This is a genomic window from Selenomonas timonae (assembly GCF_014250475.1).
GTDB lineage: Bacteria > Bacillota > Negativicutes > Selenomonadales > Selenomonadaceae > Centipeda > Centipeda timonae.
This window is the reverse complement of the sequence record NZ_CP060204.1, coordinates 939,643-953,474: the sequence shown is the minus strand read 5'-3', so window position 1 is coordinate 953,474 and position 13,832 is coordinate 939,643. Positions and strand designations below refer to the sequence as shown.

Annotated in this window: 16 protein-coding genes; 2 read left to right on the top strand and 14 right to left on the bottom strand. The window is 58.6% G+C overall.

Features of this window, described 5'->3' with window-relative positions; genetic code table 11:
* Positions 1-2: 2 nt before the first annotated feature.
* The 14 genes from H1B31_RS04455 to H1B31_RS04390 all read right to left on the bottom strand — a co-directional run bounded on the left by H1B31_RS04455 (position 3) and on the right by H1B31_RS04390 (position 11,925).
* Positions 3-1,463: a menaquinone biosynthesis decarboxylase gene (locus H1B31_RS04455; RefSeq protein ID WP_185981051.1), complete on the bottom strand. Its 1,461-nt coding sequence runs from the start codon at positions 1,461-1,463 to the stop codon at positions 3-5.
* Between the two features lie 16 nt (positions 1,464-1,479).
* Positions 1,480-2,316, bottom strand: a complete 837-nt coding sequence (gene tatC / locus H1B31_RS04450) for a twin-arginine translocase subunit TatC (protein WP_185981050.1) — start codon at positions 2,314-2,316, stop codon at positions 1,480-1,482.
* A gap of 3 nt (positions 2,317-2,319) precedes the next feature.
* Positions 2,320-2,541 carry a twin-arginine translocase TatA/TatE family subunit gene (gene tatA, locus H1B31_RS04445; protein ID WP_009441372.1) on the bottom strand — a complete coding sequence of 74 codons (222 nt, stop codon included), beginning with the start codon at positions 2,539-2,541 and terminating at the stop codon, positions 2,320-2,322.
* A gap of 57 nt (positions 2,542-2,598) precedes the next feature.
* Positions 2,599-2,937: a twin-arginine translocase TatA/TatE family subunit gene (gene tatA, locus H1B31_RS04440; protein ID WP_009441373.1), complete on the bottom strand. Its 339-nt coding sequence runs from the start codon at positions 2,935-2,937 to the stop codon at positions 2,599-2,601.
* 44 nt (positions 2,938-2,981) lie between these two features.
* Positions 2,982-3,947, bottom strand: a complete 966-nt coding sequence (locus H1B31_RS04435) for a polyprenyl synthetase family protein (RefSeq protein WP_185981226.1) — start codon at positions 3,945-3,947, stop codon at positions 2,982-2,984.
* A gap of 144 nt (positions 3,948-4,091) precedes the next feature.
* Positions 4,092-5,582, bottom strand: a complete 1,491-nt coding sequence (locus H1B31_RS04430) for a phosphodiester glycosidase family protein (protein WP_185981049.1) — start codon at positions 5,580-5,582, stop codon at positions 4,092-4,094.
* 86 nt (positions 5,583-5,668) lie between these two features.
* Positions 5,669-6,097 (bottom strand): rod-binding protein, encoded by a 429-nt coding sequence (locus H1B31_RS04425; RefSeq protein WP_009441376.1) that lies wholly within the window; start codon positions 6,095-6,097, stop codon positions 5,669-5,671.
* An 11-nt stretch (positions 6,098-6,108) separates the two neighbouring features.
* Complete coding sequence (locus H1B31_RS04420) at positions 6,109-7,224, bottom strand: flagellar basal body P-ring protein FlgI (protein WP_185981048.1); 1,116 nt, start codon at positions 7,222-7,224, stop codon at positions 6,109-6,111.
* Positions 7,225-7,239: 15 nt separating this feature from the next.
* Positions 7,240-7,839 (bottom strand): flagellar basal body L-ring protein FlgH, encoded by a 600-nt coding sequence (locus tag H1B31_RS04415; RefSeq protein WP_009656389.1) that lies wholly within the window; start codon positions 7,837-7,839, stop codon positions 7,240-7,242.
* 33 nt (positions 7,840-7,872) lie between these two features.
* Positions 7,873-8,571 carry a flagellar basal body P-ring formation chaperone FlgA gene (gene flgA / locus H1B31_RS04410; protein ID WP_226372149.1) on the bottom strand — a complete coding sequence of 233 codons (699 nt, stop codon included), beginning with the start codon at positions 8,569-8,571 and terminating at the stop codon, positions 7,873-7,875.
* Between the two features lie 65 nt (positions 8,572-8,636).
* Positions 8,637-9,431, bottom strand: coding sequence for a flagellar basal-body rod protein FlgG (gene flgG, locus H1B31_RS04405; RefSeq protein WP_009441380.1), 795 nt, complete (start codon positions 9,429-9,431; stop codon positions 8,637-8,639).
* 81 nt (positions 9,432-9,512) lie between these two features.
* Positions 9,513-10,316, bottom strand: coding sequence for a flagellar hook-basal body protein (locus H1B31_RS04400; RefSeq protein ID WP_009656409.1), 804 nt, complete (start codon positions 10,314-10,316; stop codon positions 9,513-9,515).
* Positions 10,317-10,383: 67 nt separating this feature from the next.
* Entirely contained in the window at positions 10,384-11,412 is a 1,029-nt protein-coding gene (gene mreB / locus H1B31_RS04395; RefSeq protein ID WP_185981047.1) for a rod shape-determining protein, read from the bottom strand.
* Positions 11,413-11,442: 30 nt separating this feature from the next.
* Positions 11,443-11,925 (bottom strand): hypothetical protein, encoded by a 483-nt coding sequence (locus H1B31_RS04390; RefSeq protein ID WP_185981046.1) that lies wholly within the window; start codon positions 11,923-11,925, stop codon positions 11,443-11,445.
* A gap of 162 nt (positions 11,926-12,087) precedes the next feature.
* Here H1B31_RS04390 and H1B31_RS04385 point away from each other — a divergent pair, with 162 nt between their 5' ends.
* Both H1B31_RS04385 and H1B31_RS04380 read left to right on the top strand, forming a co-directional pair.
* The gene (locus tag H1B31_RS04385) at positions 12,088-12,624 is read left to right on the top strand and encodes a GNAT family N-acetyltransferase (RefSeq protein ID WP_185981045.1); all 537 of its coding nucleotides are present in this window, start codon (positions 12,088-12,090) and stop codon (positions 12,622-12,624) included.
* A gap of 14 nt (positions 12,625-12,638) precedes the next feature.
* Positions 12,639-13,823, top strand: coding sequence for a phosphopentomutase (locus H1B31_RS04380; RefSeq protein WP_185981044.1), 1,185 nt, complete (start codon positions 12,639-12,641; stop codon positions 13,821-13,823).
* The last annotated feature ends 9 nt before the right edge of the window (positions 13,824-13,832 follow it).

Genomic DNA, 13,832 nt, shown 5'->3' with positions numbered 1-13,832 from the left:
GCTCAATCCAGACCGAACTCCTTCCACCGCGCGTCAACGCGCTTTACAATCTCCTCGGACATCTCGATCTCATCGGGCCACTCACGCGTATGACCTTCCTCCGGCCAAGTCTTGGTCGCGTCGATGCCGAGCTTCGAGCCCCACTTCGCCATCGGCGAGGAGTGATCGAGCACATCGAGAGGTCCCTGCACGATCTCGAGGTCGTATTTCGCGTCGATGTTGTTGAAGACGCGCCACCAGACTTCCTTCATGTCCTGCACATTGACGTGCGCATCCACGACGATAATCATCTTCACGTTCATCATCTGCCCCATGCCCCAGAGCGCATGCATGACCTTGCGCGCGTGCATCGGGAACTGCTTCTTGATGGAGACGACAATGCAGTCGTGGAATACGCCCTCGAGCGGCATATTCACGTCGATGACCTCGGGGAGCATCTGCTTGAGGAGCGGCAGGAAGATGCGCTCCGTCGCCTTCGCGAGGAAGCAGTCCTCCATCGGTGGCTTGCCGACAACCGTCGCAGAGTAGATTGCATCCTTGCGATGCGTGATCGCCGTAATGTGAAAGACGGGATAATCGTCCGCGAGCGAGTAGTAGCCCGTGTGGTCGCCGAACGGCCCCTCGCGGCGCATCTCGTTCGTATCGACGTAGCCCTCGAGGATGATCTCCGCCGTCGCGGGCACCTCGAGATCGACCGTGATGCACTTGACCATCTCGACGGATTTGTGCCGCAGGAAGCCCGCAAAGACCATCTCATCGATGTCGCGCGGGAGCGGCGCCGTCGCTGCATAGGTGACGACGGGGTCGGTGCCGATGGCGACCGCCGCCTCGATGCGCTGTCCGCCGCGCGCTTTCATGTCGCGGAAGTTCTCCGCGCCGTTCTTGTGGATGTGCCAGTGCATGCCCGTCGTGAGGCTGTCGTACTTTTGCAGACGATACATGCCGACGTTGCGCTTGCCCGTCGCAGGGTTCTTCGTAAAGACGAGCGGCAGGGTCACGAACGGGCCGCCATCGTCCGGCCAGCATTTGAGGATGGGGATCTCGTCGAGGTTCGGATGCTCCGTCTCGATGACCTCCTGACATGGCGCGTTCTTCACGTATTTCGGGAAGTTGATCGCCTTACGCGCCATGGGGATCAGCGTCATGAGGTTCATTTTGTTTTGCAGGGAGATGTGTGGGATCTTCAGGATCTCCGTCAGCTCGTCCGCCACATCGTCGAGCTTCTCCACGCCGAAGGCGAGTGCCATGCGCTCGTAGCTGCCGAATGCGTTCATGAGCACGGGCATCTTCGATCCCTTGACGTTCTCAAAGAGGAGGGCGACGTTCTTCTCCCCCTCCTGTTTCGAGATGCGGTCGGTGATTTCGGTGATCTCAAGCTCTGGATCGACCTCTGCGGTGATGCGTTTCAAAAGCCCGCGCTCCTCGAGCGCGGCGATGTACTCGCGCAGATCCTTATATGCCAAGATTTTCCCTCCTAGATTATTTTCTCAGTATAAATCTCACGATCAGATATCCCACGCCGTAGAGTGCAATCATGGGCAGGGCGATCATCGACTGCGTGAACACATCCGGTGTCGGCGAGATGATGGCAGCGATGACGAACGAGAGGAAGATGACGATACGGGCGTATTTCCGCAGGAAGTCCGACGAGATGAAGCCCAGCTTGCCGAGAATCGTAATGACGAGCGGCAGCTCGAAGACGAAGCCGAACGGCAGGACGAACATGATGACGAACTCGAAGTAGCGGTTCACGGAAAAGAGCGCCTCGAGTTCCTCGTTGCCGAATCCCTTGAAGAACACGATTGCTGCGGGGAAGACAAGGAAGAACGAGAACGCCAGCCCGAGGAAGAAGAGGACAACCGAGACGGGCACGACGATCCCAAGCACGAGTCGCTCCGCACGCGTGAGTGCAGGCAGGAAGAAGCGCCAGACGTGATAGAAGATCACGGGCAGCGCGAGAAGAAAGCCCACGACGACGGCGATCTTGATATAGGTGAAGAACGCCTCCGCGGGCTGCATATAGTAGAGCTTTCCGACCGGAACGGTCAGATAGTGCATGATGTCGTCGATGAAGTAGTAGCCGACGCACGAGCCGACGGCGACTGCCAGCAGACATTTGATGAGGCGCGAACGCAGCTCCGTCAGATGCGCAATCAGCGTCATGCTGCCGTCGTCCTCCGGGTTTGCGGTATCCTCGCGCTGTGTTTCCGTCTGTGGGGCGGGCGGCGTGATGGGCGGGTGCTCTGCGTGCGCGGACTGCTCCCCGCTTACGCTGTCGCCTTGCTCAGTCGCAAGGGGTTTCGATTCCTCCGCCATGGATCAACTCTTCGCCTCTTTTTTCTCGCCGCTCTCGAGCTGCTTCGCCTCCTCGGTGACATTGATCTCCGTACGGGAATCCTGCGGCGACTCGTTGTTTGCCGATTTGAATTCCTTGATACTCTTCCCGAGCGCCTTGCCAATGTCGGGCAGGCGGCCGGGGCCGAAGATCACAAGGCCGATGATGAGGATGAGTACGAGTTCGGGAACTCCCAGACCAAACATAAGAACCTCCTAAAATGATAATTCACTCATTTATGATACTTGTGCAAATCTTACACATTATGATTGAGACTTGCTTTCTGTTCCACTCTGCTCCGCTGCATGCGCCGCGACTGCTGCCGCAGCGGTCTCTGCCGTCGGCGTTGCCGTGGGTGCGGCGGGTGCTGCCTGCGCCTCTGTCGGTGCGGCAGCCGGCTGTGCAGCGGGCTGTACCGGTGCGGGGGCGGCGGGCGGCGGCTCGGGTGCGTTGATTGCCGCCGTCAGCGCATTCGACGCCTTGCGGAACTCACGGATGCCCTTGCCGAGCGAGCGCCCCATCTCGGGGAGCTTGCCGGGACCAAAGACGATGAGTCCCACGACCAGTATCAAAATCAGTTCGGGTACGCCAATGCCAAACATGCTGACTCCTTCTTATGGCTATGCCATGTTCTCTCCTAAAAGGTCTAAAACTCTCTGCGTCCGATAAAGTCCGCCGCCATCAGGCAGGTCTCACGGATGCGCTCGTCAAGCGGCTCCGGCAGTGCCGCCTTTGCACGCGCGAGATAGGCATCCGCCTTCTCCTGCGCATAGTCGAGGCCGTCCGTCGTGCAGACGATTTCGAGCGCACGCGCGACCTCCGCTTCCGACATCTTCGGGTTCGTAATGAGTGCCGTGAGTTCCCTACGCCCTGCCTCATCCAGCACTTCGAGCGCGCGGATGACAGGCAGCGTCACAAAGCCCTGCGCGAGGTCATGCCCTGCAGGCTTTCCGATGTGCTCCGAGGTCTGCCGATAGTCAAGCAAGTCATCCGTGATCTGGAACGCCATGCCGATGGCGTGCCCATAGAGCGCCATGCGCTCTGTATCTGCCGCACTCATGCCGCCGATCACGCCGCCGAGTTCGCAGCAGATCTCAAGGAAGTCCGCCGTCTTCTTGCGGATGCGCTCATAGTACGCATCCTCGCTCGCGGGCACCTGATAGGCTGTGTGATCTTGGAGAATCTCACCCTCGCTCAGCGTACAGACGAGCTGCGCGAGCTTGACGTAGACCGAGGAATCATAGCCCGCCTCCGCAACGAGTTTGAACGCACGCGCAAAAAGATAATCGCCGCTCAGAATGGCGACCTGATTGCCCCATTTTGCATTCGTCGTCGCCGATCCCCGCCGCGTATCCGCCTCGTCGATGACATCATCGTGCACTAGGGATGCCGTGTGAATCAGCTCGAGCGCAACGGCAACAGGCATCGCACGCGCACGATCAAACGCCGCACCGCCGCGTGCCGCAAGCAGGAAAAGGGCGGGACGCAAGCGCTTCCCCCCCGAGGAGACAAGATGTGCTCCCACATCTGTTATGAGAGCGGTCTCGGAGATAATGGATTCTGCAAGCGCAGGTTCAAATTCCTCAAGATCCGCCTGTATGACATCAAACATGTCGTTCTTCAACGTCGTATCACCTACATCGGGCGCAGGAGCGCTCCGCCAACATTCTTCCATCGAGTGTAAACCTTTACACATTCTATCATATTGCGCCCAGACCGTCAAAATTATTTCATGACTCTCTCATCTGCGGGAAAATCATTTTTTCTGCAAAATCAGCGCACTGCCGACCGCCCGCTCCGACCCGTCCGAGGGAGAGTTGACAACACCGCCGTTCACATAGAGCGCAGAGGAGCCTCCGCCGTCGAGATTGATTGCATTCTGGACGCCGAATTTCACGAGCAGCTCGGCGAACTCCGTCAGCGTCAGTCCGTGGCTGTGCGACTGCCGCCCGTCGACCACAGCAAAGACCACTTTTCCACTCTTCGTCACCCCAACAGCACTGCGCGGCGCGCGTCCGTAACGAATGTCTCCGGGGAACTGCTCCTCGCCCGCCGTCACATGAACGACGCCATTCTCGACCAGACGCGGTCCTGCGCCGACGATCTGCACGGCACGATCCCACATCGCCCCCGTCTCTTCTCTCAGCACTGTCGGGTCACCGACGCGCGTTCCCGCTGCGGCAAAGGCATCCATCGAGGAGCCGTGCACGGAGACAACGTAGCCGTCCGAGGGAATCACGGAATCATTCGTATTGATCTCTGCCACGCGGCCCCCCCGAATCACATATTCGAGCCCGTACGGATTTGTCCCCGTCGTTCTGCCGTAAGCGCGGTTGTAAATGATGAGTCCGTTCTCACCGCGCTCGGCGTTGACCCCCGAAACGGGCAGCGTCACCTGATCGATCTTCACCGTGCCGTTGTAGGAAACCGTGCCGAATACAAAGGAGCCGTCGGGCATCACGCCGAATGCGCTGCGATCGTAGTAGGTCGTCCCGACAATCGTACCGTCGATCTTCGTCACGCCGAGAATCACGCCGTTTACCGCAAAGTAGGAGGCATTGATCGCCGCTACTGCATTCGTATCGCGCGCAATCCCCGTTACAGTCTGCCGCCCCGGGATGATGCCGCGCGCAAGCGCGGAGCGAACGCTGTACTGCACGGGATCTGCCTCAACGAAGTACGAAGTCACCTGCCCGTCCTCATCTTCGTAAATGTACGTGCGCTGCATAAGCCCCGGCGCAATCGTTTCTTCCTTCAGAATTGGGAGCGTGGGCTTCTTCGGCTCCTCTTCCGCAGCTTTTCCGGGCTTTGGCTGCGTCGACAGCTTTACGGGAGGTTCGGCGGGCGTCGTCTTCGACGGATTCGCTCCCGCAGGCGACACATCGAGAAAAACACGCGCAGGATTCATCAGATTGCCAAGTGCATACTTCATGCCCTTCGCCATCGTGACCGTCACATAAAAATGCCCGCTGCGCGACGCATAGGAGACGGAGTCAATGCGCTTTGTGTGCACAGAAGCTCGTTTGAACGCCGCCACATCCGCATCCGCAAAATCAAAGGTCAACTCGCGCCCATCCTCGGAAAGGCTGACATGATAGATGGGCATCTCTGAAAAGTCAAAGACGAGCCGATCGCGCTCCGCCGTACTCGACGTGCGCAGATCGTTCAGCTCCGCCGCCCACGCATAGGAGGACGCCGTCAAGAGCAGCGCCGCCAGAAGCACAAGGATTTTCTTCAAGATACGCATAAACACTCCAAACTAAGGACATAATATCCGCAATAGAAAAGGGGAAGCTGCGCTGGCAGCATCCCCTTATAAGTCTACATTATATCTCATCTGGTCTTGATGGTCAACTGCTTATACATCATATCTGCGATGCCGATGCCGCCGCTCTTTGCCGCCGCATTCATCATCTCCGTATCGCGCATATCCTCGAAGATCTCAAGCGCGTTGGACTTTTTTCCAAAGAGGCCTCCCTCCGGCACGGTCGCCCGCATTTGCTTATACATCATGCTGAGAAACATTGCCTCGAAGCCCTCGCACGCCTCACGTAACTTCTTCGCCTCACGCTCCTCGGCGCTCATTGGATTCTTCGGGACGTAACCCGTCTCCTCTGTCTCAGGTGCTGCCGCAGCCTTGCGCTGCAGCTCGTCAAGCGTCGCCTGAAAGGATTTGCTCTCAGCGCTCATGCGCGCCGCATCGTAGGAGGGCTGTGCGGCACCGCCCAAAAGTGCGTTGTCGCCAATTGGCTGAATCGTCATAGGCTACCTCCTTAAACTATATCGAGTTCGGCGTGCAGTGCCCCTGCCGCCTTCATCGCCTGCAAGATGGAGATGATCTCACGTGGATTCGCTCCCACGGTGTTGAGTGCGCCCACAATGTCGCTGATATTGGTCGTTGCGGGCAGGATGATCGTATTTCCCTTCATATCGTTCACTTCGACATCGGCATCCTGCGTGACGACCGTATTTCCATAGCTGAACGGTCCCGGCTGCGAGACATCTGTCGCCCCCTGAATGCGGATCGTCAGCCCGCCCTGCGTGATTGCAACCGTATCGACGGAGACATCGCCGCCCGTGATGATCGTCCCCGTGCGCTCGTTCACAATGACACGCGCCATATTGTCGGGGCGGACGGGCAGCTCTTCGATTGAGGCAACAAAGCCGACCACGTTCCCGCGGAAATAGGACGGAATCGCCACATCCACGCGTCCGGGATTGCTTGCCTGCGCGATACTGCCATACTGCGCGTTGATCGCCCCCGCGACCCGTGTCGCTGTCGTAAAGTCAGGGCGTGCAAGCGAAAGGGAAAGCTGCCCGTTCGCACCAATCCCATCGTCCTCCACCGTACGCTCGACAATGCCGCCGTTCACAGCAATGCCGACCGTCGGGAACGCCTTCGTCATGCTGCTACCGCCGCCCGCCGCGGCAAAGCCGCCCGTCGAGACACTGCCCTGCGCAACGACATAGACCTCACCGTTACCCGCACGCAGCGGTGTCTGGAGCAGCGTACCGCCGCGCAGGCTCTTCGCATCACCAATCGAGGAGACCGTCACATCGAGCGTATCGCCCTCGCGCACGAACGGCGGCAGAGTCGCCGTCACCATGACCGCCGCGACGTTCTTCAGCTTGATCGAGCTGCTGTTGACCGTGATGCCATAGGTGGTCAGCATATTTGCAATGGACTGTACCGTCTCCCCCGAGCTTGAGCCGTCGCCCGTGCCGTCCAGACCGACGACGAGACCGTAGCCCATGAGCTGGTTGGAGCGCACACCCTGCACCTTGGAGATATCCTTGATTCGCGTCACAGCGGAATCCGCCGAAGCAATTCCCGGCAGTGTTCCGACCACAAGTCCAAGGAGGAGCAGAAGGATGCCCAATTTCTTCATAAAAAGCGCCTCCCGTCAGAACAAAATGTTGAAGATCTGGGTCAGGATGCCCTGCCGCTGCTTTGCGTTCAGAGGCCCCTTTCCGTCAAAGCGCACCGTCGCATCAGCCACACGCGTCGAGAGGATCGTATTCGAGCTCGAGATGTCCTCGGGACGACAGGTGCCGCGGAAGACAATCTTGTGCTCGTTGCGGTTCTGCCAAATGGACTGTGTGCCCTCGAGGACGAAATTGCCATTCGGCATGACATCCACCACGGTCACGGTGACATTGCCCGCAACGCGGTTCGAGGAGGAGGCAGAGCCCTTGGCGCTGAACTTGTCCGAGCCGTTTGCAGATGCGGCCTGCAGGAAGTCGAAAATACCAAGCCCTGCACCAATACTGACCGACCCGCTCTTCTCATTCGAGGAGTTCCGCGTTGCCGAAGTCGTTGTTGTCTCACTGATGACGATGGTGACGATGTCCCCGATGCCCGTCGCCCGATGATCGGAAAACGGACTCTTCGTTGGATGTCCGCTCGGATTATTCCACAGGGATTCTGCCGAGACAGTGGGAGCGAGACTTGCCGTGCAGAGTGCAGCGGCGAGCACGCCTGCGAGCCATTTTTGTTTACTCATATCGAACTCCTTATGGAAAATTGAGGGAAAATTTCATCCGATGACCTGAACCGTGTGCGCATCAATCACCTTGCCGCGCAGGATTTTACCAGAGCTCACATTGCGTACGCGGATCGTGTAGTCGATGCGTCCCGGCTCGAGCGCCACGCCCTCAGCGCGAATCACGATGCCATTTGCATCCAGAACGAGCTCCACGGGATTGCCTGCACGTATGACGAGCGGCATCGCAAGCAGCGAGGGTGTGATCGTCACATCCTTGCGAATGTAACGCCCCGCAACACGACCATCCACACGTGCAAAATCAGTGAGCGTCAATTCGGGCAGGGTATCCACCGCCCGTTCCTCGACGCGCGCATTTGCGGGAGAGATTGCCTCCTCCGCACGAATATCCGTCATCGCCACGAGCACGCGGTCATAGACGGTCAGCTGATAGTAGCTCGTCGCCTTCCGATGCATGACGCCATCGATGTAGATGGCAAATACCGCCGGGAACTCCCGTCCATAGGGCAGCCCGCGGGGAAACTCGACAACCGCTGTCACCTCGCCCGCAGGGAGGTGCATCGTCGACGCCACACGCTGCAGGCGCAGCTCATGCCGCCGCGTCTCGCCGATCCCGGCAAGCTTCTCCTCGATCTTCTGCTCTGCGAGTGCAGAGAGCTGCGCCGAGGACAGAATGGTGGGGAAGTGATCGCCCTGGGCAGGATTGTAGGCAGAGGCCTCTGCTGTACCCACCCACAGAAAAGCGAATAAGCCACTCCATAGGCATAGAATGGCTGTAATCGTACGTCTTTGAAAGCTCAACGCTTGAGTGAATTCGCAATCTCGAGCATCGAATCCGATGTCGTGATCGCCTTCGAGTTGGACTCGTAGGCACGCTGGGAGACGATCATCTCAACCATTTCCTCAACGATCTGCACATTGCTCATCTCAAGGGTTCCCTGTGTGAGCGTACCCGCACCATCCACGCCGGGATTCGACTCGATCGCCTCGCCCGAAGCATCGGACACAACGAAGAGATTCTTGCCAATGGAGGTAAGTCCTGCCGGATTGACAAAGCGAGCAAGTGTGATCTGCCCTGCCTCCTGCTGCTGATTCTGTCCTGCCTCGCGGTAGGACACACGCCCGTCACCCGAGATCGTGATGGAGTCGAGCGGCGCATTCTGACCGATCGTGATGCCGTCGGCAAGCAGATAGCCGTCCGTCGTCACCATGCGGCGATCGCTGTCGAGCTTCCACGTGCCGTCACGCGTGTATGCCGTCGTACCATCGGGCATCGTGACGCGGAAAAAGCCCTCGCCCTGAATGCCGATGTCCGTGGGGTTGTCCGTCGTCTGGAGCGGTCCCTGTGTAAAGACGCGCTGCGTCGCAGCCACACGCGTACCGAGACCGATCTGGAGCGCCGTCGGATACTGCGAATCCGCGCCGTTCTGTGCGCCCGCCTCACGCAGCGTCTGATAGACGAGATCCTGGAACTCCGCACGCACCTTTTTTCCGCCGTAAGTGTTGACGTTCGCAATATTGTGCGCAACGATGTCCATATGCACCTGCTGCGCCTTCATGCCGGACGCCGCAGACCAAAGTGCTCGCATCATAGTCGATATCCCCCTCCAAGGAAAGATGATAAGTCATTCACATTTTTATATCGAATAAAAGGGGTCGTTCCTTAAATAATTTTAACTCGTGCGGCCGACATCATTGACCGCCTTGTCGAGCAGCGTGTCCTGTGTCTGCACGGCCTTCGAGCCTGCCTCGTAGACACGGTAGTTGTTGATGAGCTCGACCATCTCCGTGACAATGCTCGTATTCGACATCTCAAGCATCCCCTGCTCGATCGTGCCCGTCGCCTGCTGTGGACGCGCGCCTTCCTGGGGGCGGTAGAGATTGTCTCCCTGCTTGATGACCGCATTCTTCCCAGCAAACTGCACAAAGCCGAGCTGCGCAACCTCTGCACCGTCCGCGTAGATGCGTCCGTCGCTCGAGACATTCACACGCTGCGCATTCTCCGGAATCCTGATTGAGCGCCCGCGTGAGGAGAGCACCTCCTGCCCGCGCATATTGAGCAGAGTTCCGTTCGTCGAGCGGTAGAAGCCGCCATCACGTGTATAGCGCGGTCCATCAATCGTATTGACGACGAAGTAGCCTTGTCCCGAGATCGCAAAGTCATAGGTGTTGCCCGTCGTCTGCATCGCGCCCTGCAGATGCTCCGTCGCAATCTCATCCACGGCAGACCCGAGCCCGAGCGTACCGACGATCGGCGCACGATTCCCCTCGACGCGAAAGCCCTTGAAGCTCGTCACCTTGGTATCCGCAGAGTTGTCATTGATGCGGCGAAGCAGCATCGGCTCGAACTCGCGGATCGCCATGTCGTCGCGCTTGTAGCCCGTGGTCGACGCATTCGCGAGGTTGTTCGCGATCATGTCCGTGTGCTTGGTCTCCGTAATCATGCCCGAGGCTGCAATATAGAGTCCTCTCCACATAGTTCATCCCTCTTTTTCACGAAAGTTGTCCAATGTTTATAATTTCGCTGTAAAATAGAAATTCCCTTTATTTTTTTCGCCCAAAACTTGTATTTGTCGCCTTGCCGTCAAATTTATCGAAGATATCAAGAGCCTTGCCGCAGCCGAGCACAACACAGGTCATGGGATCATCTGCCACAAGCGTCGGCGTCCCCGTCTCGCGCTGAATGAGATCTGCCATGCCATAGAGCAGTGCTCCGCCGCCCGTCAATACGATACCGCGATCCATGATGTCCGCCGCGAGCTCCGGCGGCGTCTCCTCGAGCACCTTCTTTACGCAGTCCACAATGCGCATGACCGAGCCCTCAATTGCGGAGGAGGCCTGTGCCGTGGAGATCGTGATATTCTTCGGCAGACCCGTAAGCAGATCACGCCCGCGGATGTCCATCTGCTCACGCCGCGCAGTCGTATACGCCGCACCGACGCGCAGCTTGAGATCCTCCGCCGTGCGCTCGCCGATGAGCAGATTGAACTCGCGCTTGACGTAGTTGATCAGATCCTCATCGAACGTATCGCCCGCAATGCGGATGCTCTCACTCGTCACGACGCCGCCGAGGCTGATGACGGCGACATCCGTTGTGCCGCCGCCAATGTCGACAACCATCGACCCCTGTGCCTCCACGATGTCGAGTCCTGCGCCCATCGCCGCAGCAAGCGGCTCCTCGATGAGCTGGATGTGCCGCGCCCCCGCCTGCTCAGCGGCCTCCTGCACGGCGCGCTGCTCCACCATCGTCACCCCCGAGGGGATGCAGATCATGATGCGCGGGCGGAAGACAATGCTGCGCCCGACCACCTTTTCGATGAAGAAGCGCAGCATACTCTCCGTTATATCATAGTCCGCGATGACGCCGTCGCGTAGCGGACGAATTGCAACGATGTTGCCGGGCGTGCGCCCGATCATCCGCCGCGCCTCTTCGCCGATCGCAAGCACCTGATTCGTGTCGCGGTTCACCGCGACCACGGAGGGTTCCTTGAGGACAACCCCCTTGCCCTTGACGTAGACGAGCACATTGGCCGTCCCAAGGTCAATTCCTATATCCATCGACATACCGAACATCAGCGGCGAGCCTCCTACAATCTGTTGCTGTCAATCGTTCTCGGTGCTCTCGCTCTCAGCCACCTGCTGCGGCGCCGCAGGAACGAGTGCCACGCGTATCTCCTCAAGACCTTTTTCGAGCGATGTCTGATACTCCTCCTGCACAGTCTCATTGTCCCATTCGGACTGCTTTCCAAAGAGAAGAATCGCATCGAGATACCGCAGAACCATTTCCGAAACGTAGGCTCTTGCAACCTCGTTCGCAGCCATATAGACATCTTTTGTCTGCAGTTCAAAGGCAATGCGGTCGATATAGTGCTCGCCCTCGATCAGATAGGCGAGAGCGCGCAGGCGCAGCGTGATTTCCCTTGCTGTTATGGCATCCTTTGAGCGCGCGGAACGCTCTGCAGCGATTCTTTCAAAAAGCGCCCATGACTCGTCGCAGAGTTTCCCCACGGTATCGAGCATCTGATCACGCGCACGCTTTTTGCGCCAAAGCACATCGCGCACCGACGGTTTTTTCTGTGCTGCCATGCCCTGCCTCCCATTCGACATACATTCCCTATTTTGTCTTTCCATTATAAGATGTTCGTCCCCTATCGTCAATCTATAATTATGGTGCCGGCACAGACGCCTTGCATTTCCATGTCCGTTCAATGTAAAATAAAGGAAAAGATTGAAACAAGGGAGGACATTATGTCTGAAATATTGAAAGAGGGTTCACGCCTGCGTCTGCGCCGCGCAGAGATTGCAGATGTCGACTACATCTGCGCCCTGCAGGAAGAAAAAGACAACAGCGACTACATCGTCCCGTTTTCACGCGCAGATCACGAGACGATCGTCACACAGGGACGCGCGGCGATGGACATCATTGTCGAAGAGCGCGAGAGCGGCGAATGTGTCGGCTATCTCCACGTCACGGGACTCCTGCTTGCCTCCAAGGAGCAGGAGTGGACACATGTCATCATCGGGAAGAAAGGGCTCAGTTACGGACACGAGGCGATGAAACTCCTGAAGGCGTGGGCGTTCGAGGATATGGGGGCGCACCGCGCGTGGCTCGACTGCAAGGACTACAACGCGCGCGCCCTGCATCTCTACGAGAGCGAGGGCATGGTGCGCGAGGCGCTGATCCGCGAGACGATCCTGCATCGCGGCGTCTACGAGAACCTCGTCGTGCTCGGTATTCTCGACCGCGAATATCACGCGCGCAAACGCGCGGGGTTGGAACTGTAGGAAAGGTGACAATTATGCAAAAAAGTGGAATCAAACGCGTATTTCTCATCGTGCTCGACAGCTTCGGCTGCGGCGCTGCGCCCGATGCGACGGACTTCGGTGACGCTGCCTCGTGCAGTACGCTGCGCTCCGTCACAGAGAGCGGACTCTTCCCCGCCGCAAACCTCACGCGTCTCGGCATTTACAACATCGACGGTGTGAGAACGGGCACGCCTGACGCAGCACCCATCGGCGCACATGCGCGTCTGCGCGAACTCTCACGTGGAAAGGATACAACCATCGGTCACTGGGAGATGGCGGGCATCGTGCGCAACGAGCCCATGCCGACCTACCCCGACGGCTTCCCGCCCGAGGTTGTTACGGAACTTGAGGAGGCATTCGGGCGCAAGATACTCTGCAACAAGCCCTACTCTGGCACGGCGGTCATCCACGACTACGGACAGGAGCACGAGGAGACGGGTGCGCTCATCGTCTACACCTCCGCCGACAGCGTGCTGCAGATCGCAGCACACGAGGAGCACGTCCCCGTAGAGGAGCTGTACGATTACTGCCGCAAGGCACGTACAATCATGCAGGGCGCACATGGCGTCGGACGCATTATCGCGCGCCCCTTCGTCGGTACGTATCCGAACTACACGCGCACGGCGCGCCGCCACGACTTCTCCCTCGATCCGACGGGCGATACGATACTCGATGCACTCAGCCGCGCGCAGTATGACGTGATCGGGGTCGGCAAGATCTCGGACATCTTCGGCGGACGTGGACTCACGCGTTCGCTCGGCGTCAACGAGTCAAATGCCGACGGCATGAAGAAGACCACAGCGCTTCTTGACGAAGACTTTACGGGGCTCGCGTTCGTCAACCTCGTCGACGGCGACATGATCTACGGACACCGCCGCGACGTGCCCGGCTATGCGCGCGCCATGCAGGAGTTCGACGACTGGCTCGCGGACTTCCTCCCCTCCATGCGTGCAGACGATGTGCTCATGATTACGGCAGATCACGGATGCGACCCGGGTGCTGCGGGCACGGATCACACGCGCGAGTACGTCCCCCTCCTCATCTACGGAGAGAAGATCGCGCCCGTCAACCTCGGCACCTATCCGACCTTTGCCATGATCGGTGCAACGATTGCCGATATATTTGGAGCGGAGCTGACGACAAAGGGCGAGAGCTTCCTGCCGCGCATTCTAAACTAGGAGCTTTCC

What these genes read in the sequence shown, in the direction of transcription:
- tatC (WP_185981050.1), bottom strand. Translation starts at nt 2,316, where the DNA reads ATGGCGGAGGAATCGAAACCCCTTGCGACTGAGCAAGGCGACAGCGTA.
- tatA (WP_009441372.1), bottom strand. Translation starts at nt 2,541, where the DNA reads ATGTTTGGTCTGGGAGTTCCCGAACTCGTACTCATCCTCATCATCGGC.
- tatA (WP_009441373.1), bottom strand. Translation starts at nt 2,937, where the DNA reads ATGTTTGGCATTGGCGTACCCGAACTGATTTTGATACTGGTCGTGGGA.
- H1B31_RS04435 (WP_185981226.1), bottom strand. Translation starts at nt 3,947, where the DNA reads ATGTTTGATGTCATACAGGCGGATCTTGAGGAATTTGAACCTGCGCTT.
- H1B31_RS04430 (WP_185981049.1), bottom strand. Translation starts at nt 5,582, where the DNA reads ATGCGTATCTTGAAGAAAATCCTTGTGCTTCTGGCGGCGCTGCTCTTG.
- H1B31_RS04425 (WP_009441376.1), bottom strand. Translation starts at nt 6,097, where the DNA reads ATGACGATTCAGCCAATTGGCGACAACGCACTTTTGGGCGGTGCCGCA.
- H1B31_RS04420 (WP_185981048.1), bottom strand. Translation starts at nt 7,224, where the DNA reads ATGAAGAAATTGGGCATCCTTCTGCTCCTCCTTGGACTTGTGGTCGGA.
- H1B31_RS04415 (WP_009656389.1), bottom strand. Translation starts at nt 7,839, where the DNA reads ATGAGTAAACAAAAATGGCTCGCAGGCGTGCTCGCCGCTGCACTCTGC.
- flgG (WP_009441380.1), bottom strand. Translation starts at nt 9,431, where the DNA reads ATGATGCGAGCACTTTGGTCTGCGGCGTCCGGCATGAAGGCGCAGCAG.
- H1B31_RS04400 (WP_009656409.1), bottom strand. Translation starts at nt 10,316, where the DNA reads ATGTGGAGAGGACTCTATATTGCAGCCTCGGGCATGATTACGGAGACC.
- mreB (WP_185981047.1), bottom strand. Translation starts at nt 11,412, where the DNA reads ATGTTCGGTATGTCGATGGATATAGGAATTGACCTTGGGACGGCCAAT.
- H1B31_RS04390 (WP_185981046.1), bottom strand. Translation starts at nt 11,925, where the DNA reads ATGGCAGCACAGAAAAAACCGTCGGTGCGCGATGTGCTTTGGCGCAAA.
- H1B31_RS04385 (WP_185981045.1), top strand. Translation starts at nt 12,088, where the DNA reads ATGTCTGAAATATTGAAAGAGGGTTCACGCCTGCGTCTGCGCCGCGCA.
- H1B31_RS04380 (WP_185981044.1), top strand. Translation starts at nt 12,639, where the DNA reads ATGCAAAAAAGTGGAATCAAACGCGTATTTCTCATCGTGCTCGACAGC.